Raw genomic sequence first — 3,127 nt, forward strand, 5'->3', positions numbered from 1 at the left:
GACACGGCTGCCCGATTCTTTTCAGTCAGTCCGCGTACCACATGCGCGACAAGTTGGCCTTGGCCTTGAGCACGCGGTCGAAGGCCGGGGTCTTGCCCTCTGCATCATGAAGAGCGCGCGCAGCGACATCGAGATCATGCAAGTTGAACAACAGTGTCTGTCTCTTTGACGCGAAGAGCGGTCACACCCCACGCGGCGCGGCAAGAGCGCCGCGATCGGATAGACAAACGCAACGGGCATCTTAGCCGCCGATCTCTTCATGGTTTGTCAGGCATTCGGAGTGGTCTCTCAACACCTCTAACACACGGCAGTCAGCGGTCTGCCCGCCACTGCACTCATGCACCATACGTTTCAATTCCGTGCGCAGCGCCTCCAGGCGAGCCAGTCGATGCTCAACTTGCTTAAGCTGCCGGCGGGCAATCGCATCGGCCTCCGCGCAAGATTTTCCCGGGTGATCGCTGAGGTCGAGCAGTTCGCGGATCGCATCCAACGAGAACCCCAGTTGCCGCGCGTGCCGGACGAACGACAGGCGGTCAAGCTCGGCATCACCATATCGTCGCTGGCCGCCTTCAGTTCTGCCGGGTTCTGGCATGAGCCCGATCTGCTCATAATACCGGACTGTCTGCACTTTTGTACCGGTCTTTTTTGCAAGCGTCCCAATGGTCAACATTTCAGGCCCTCCACATTAGCTACAGAGGGTGTAGCTTTAAGTGGCAGACATCACAAGATTCACCACCTCCTCACAGGTCCGTGATTGCCAGCCAATTAGCGACAATCGCGCTTGAACCTACAGCTGCTAGAAGTTGTAGACACCTCCAAAATATAGAATCAAGTTCGGGCGTAGCGGTGTGAGGCTTCCAGGTTTTCAGAAGGTATCGAAGGTGTTGGCGGGCGTGGCGGCGTTCGTTCTCATCTGGCTGTTGCTGTGGGTGGACTACCGTGCCGACCTTGCCCGCACAGAGAGTGAACCACCGTTTTTTGCTGATTTCGAACTGACCGATCATCGCGGGATGGTCCAAACGGAGGAAGATTTCAAAGGTCGCTGGATGTTGGTCTTCTTCGGCTTCACCAATTGCCCCGACGTCTGTCCGACAACACTGTCCGAAGTCGCGGCCGTGATGGAGGGCTTGGGCGATGAGGCGGCAATGGTTCAGCCGATTTTCATAACGATCGATCCCGAGCGAGATACGCCGACGGCTTTAGCAGAGTACGTGCCCATGTTCGACGCAGGAATCATCGGGCTGACCGGCACGCCGGAGCAGATCGCCGCAACATCCGAGACTTTCCCAATTTTCTTTGAGCGGATCGAGGAGGCTACTGCGCCGGGTGGATACACGATGGGTCACACGTCACACCTTTTCCTTTTCGACACGCAGGCAGGCTTCGCGGATTCCTGGCCCTATGGCACGCCCGCCGAAGAGATCCTCGCCGATCTGAAAGAGAGGATCTGATCGTCATGCCCCGACTCTCTGGAGAAACAGCCCTTGGCCTAGCGTGGATCATTGCGCTTATCTCATCGCTTGCCGTGCTCTTTATTGGCGAGGTGCTTGGTCAAACGCCTTGCATCCTTTGCTGGTTCCAGCGCGCCTTCATGTTCCCCTTGGCCATCGTTCTTGGGCTCGGGTTGTGGTGGCAGGATTCCCGCGTGGGGCGCTATGGCGTTGCACTGGCGCTTGGGGGGGCGGCGGTGGCGATGTATCACATCGGCCTCTATGTCGGTCTGATCCCCGAGGCGATCCAGCCCTGCACGGCGACTGGCCCCTCTTGTACCGACGACAACCAGTTGGTCTTCGGGATTCCGATTCCGCTGATGGCGCTTGTCGCCTTCACGATTATCGGGGTGCTGTCGGCCCTTTCACTGAAGGAAAAACAAACATGAATCGACGCGGCCTCGTTCTATCCGTTCTGGCTGTTGGTGCCGCAGGTTTTGGCGGCGCGGCTTGGTATGCCACCCGCCCCCAACCCATGGCAGAGGCAGTCCCTGTCGCGCCCGAAGTGAACGATGTGCTGATCCGGTCCTATTCCCCGATCCTTGGCCCCGAAACGGCACCTGTCACGATTGTCGAGTTTTTCGATCCAGCTTGCGAGGCCTGCCGCGCCTTCTATCCCGTGGTCAAGGATATCATGACTGAGCACGGTGGTGCGGTCCGTGTCGTCATTCGATATACTGCCTTTCACGGGAAAGCTTCAGTGGAAGCGATCCGTGTTCTCGAAGCTGCGCGGATGCAGGATGTGTTCGAACCCGTGCTGGAAGCGGTCCTGCGCGAGCAGCCACGATGGGCGTCCCATGGCACTCCAGCACCGGGTTTGATCCTTGAGATTGCCGCAAGCGGTGGTCTGGATGTCGAAGCTGCTCGAACACAGATGCTGGCCCCCGGTGTCGTGGCAGTGCTCAATCAGGACCGCGCTGATGTCGAAGCGGTAGGCGTGCGACAAACGCCCACGTTCTTCGTCAACGCCAAGCCATTAGACCCGTTCGGTGAGGCCGAACTGCGGCGACTGGTCGCTGCAGAAATTGCGGTCAGCCAAAGTTGATGCTCGGATAGATAAAGGAGAATCTGTCATGATAGAGCTACCTTATATCAAGGGCTTGACTCTTTTTTTGCTGCTCTCGGGCATGTCGACTCCGACATTTGCCGGTTCGGAGGACGTCATCGTAGTAAACGCGTGGTCCCGTGCTTCGATTGGCATAAACCGACCGGGCGCGGCATATTTCACTATACATAACGCAAATGAAGACACAGTCACGCTGACCGGACTTACAACACCACTGGCCACGATGCCCGAGATCCATGAGACGAAAACCAACGCTGCAGGCGTCAGTTCAATGTCACCTGCAGGCGACATCACGATTGGGCCGGGCGAAAGCGTGGCATTGGAGCCGGGCGGGCTGCACGCCATGCTCATGAAGCTGCAAGACCCGATGATCGAAGGCGAGACCTTCCCGTTGACACTGACGTTCTCGGACGGTGGCGAAGTGACTGTCGAGGTCCCAATTCTGGGGATCGCCGCGCGCGGGCCGGAAAGCTGATGCAGCGTCGGCAATTGTTCCAATACGGTGCAGGCGCTCTGGCTATGATGCTTGGTATCGGCTGGTGGCGCGTGGATGGTCCCGGCGCTCCGAAAC

Annotated in this window: 6 protein-coding genes; 4 read left to right on the top strand and 2 right to left on the bottom strand. The window is 58.2% G+C overall.

The window, feature by feature from the left end:
• Window positions 1-25: 25 nt before the first annotated feature.
• Together ACU0FH_RS15880 and ACU0FH_RS15885 are read right to left on the bottom strand one after the other, a co-directional pair.
• The gene (locus ACU0FH_RS15880; protein ID WP_279626457.1) at window positions 26-151 is read right to left on the bottom strand and encodes a hypothetical protein; all 126 of its coding nucleotides are present in this window, start codon (window positions 149-151) and stop codon (window positions 26-28) included.
• Between the two features lie 90 nt (window positions 152-241).
• Window positions 242-670, bottom strand: a complete 429-nt coding sequence (locus ACU0FH_RS15885) for a MerR family transcriptional regulator (RefSeq protein WP_067263750.1) — start codon at window positions 668-670, stop codon at window positions 242-244.
• 214 nt (window positions 671-884) lie between these two features.
• Between ACU0FH_RS15885 and ACU0FH_RS15890 the strand changes: the two genes are divergently transcribed.
• Genes ACU0FH_RS15890 through ACU0FH_RS15905 form a run of 4 tightly spaced genes read left to right on the top strand, consistent with a single transcriptional unit; the run spans window position 885 to window position 3,031 of the window.
• Window positions 885-1,451 carry an SCO family protein gene (locus tag ACU0FH_RS15890; RefSeq protein ID WP_067263755.1) on the top strand — a complete coding sequence of 189 codons (567 nt, stop codon included), beginning with the start codon at window positions 885-887 and terminating at the stop codon, window positions 1,449-1,451.
• A 5-nt stretch (window positions 1,452-1,456) separates the two neighbouring features.
• Window positions 1,457-1,879: a disulfide bond formation protein B gene (locus ACU0FH_RS15895; RefSeq protein WP_067263748.1), complete on the top strand. Its 423-nt coding sequence runs from the start codon at window positions 1,457-1,459 to the stop codon at window positions 1,877-1,879.
• Entirely contained in the window at window positions 1,876-2,535 is a 660-nt protein-coding gene (locus tag ACU0FH_RS15900) for a DsbA family protein (protein ID WP_067263745.1), read from the top strand. Before ACU0FH_RS15895 ends, ACU0FH_RS15900 begins: the two co-directional genes overlap by 4 nt.
• 28 nt (window positions 2,536-2,563) lie before the next feature.
• Window positions 2,564-3,031 (top strand): copper chaperone PCu(A)C, encoded by a 468-nt coding sequence (locus tag ACU0FH_RS15905; RefSeq protein WP_209274031.1) that lies wholly within the window; start codon window positions 2,564-2,566, stop codon window positions 3,029-3,031.
• Window positions 3,032-3,127: the final 96 nt, after the last annotated feature.

Source organism: Heliomarina sp. (assembly GCF_052826185.1).

Excerpts from the sequence above, each read along its gene's own strand:
- ACU0FH_RS15895 (WP_067263748.1), top strand. The coding sequence starts at position 1,457 with ATGCCCCGACTCTCTGGAGAAACAGCCCTTGGCCTAGCGTGGATCATT.
- ACU0FH_RS15905 (WP_209274031.1), top strand. The coding sequence starts at position 2,564 with ATGATAGAGCTACCTTATATCAAGGGCTTGACTCTTTTTTTGCTGCTC.
- ACU0FH_RS15900 (WP_067263745.1), top strand. The coding sequence starts at position 1,876 with ATGAATCGACGCGGCCTCGTTCTATCCGTTCTGGCTGTTGGTGCCGCA.
- ACU0FH_RS15885 (WP_067263750.1), bottom strand. The coding sequence starts at position 670 with ATGTTGACCATTGGGACGCTTGCAAAAAAGACCGGTACAAAAGTGCAG.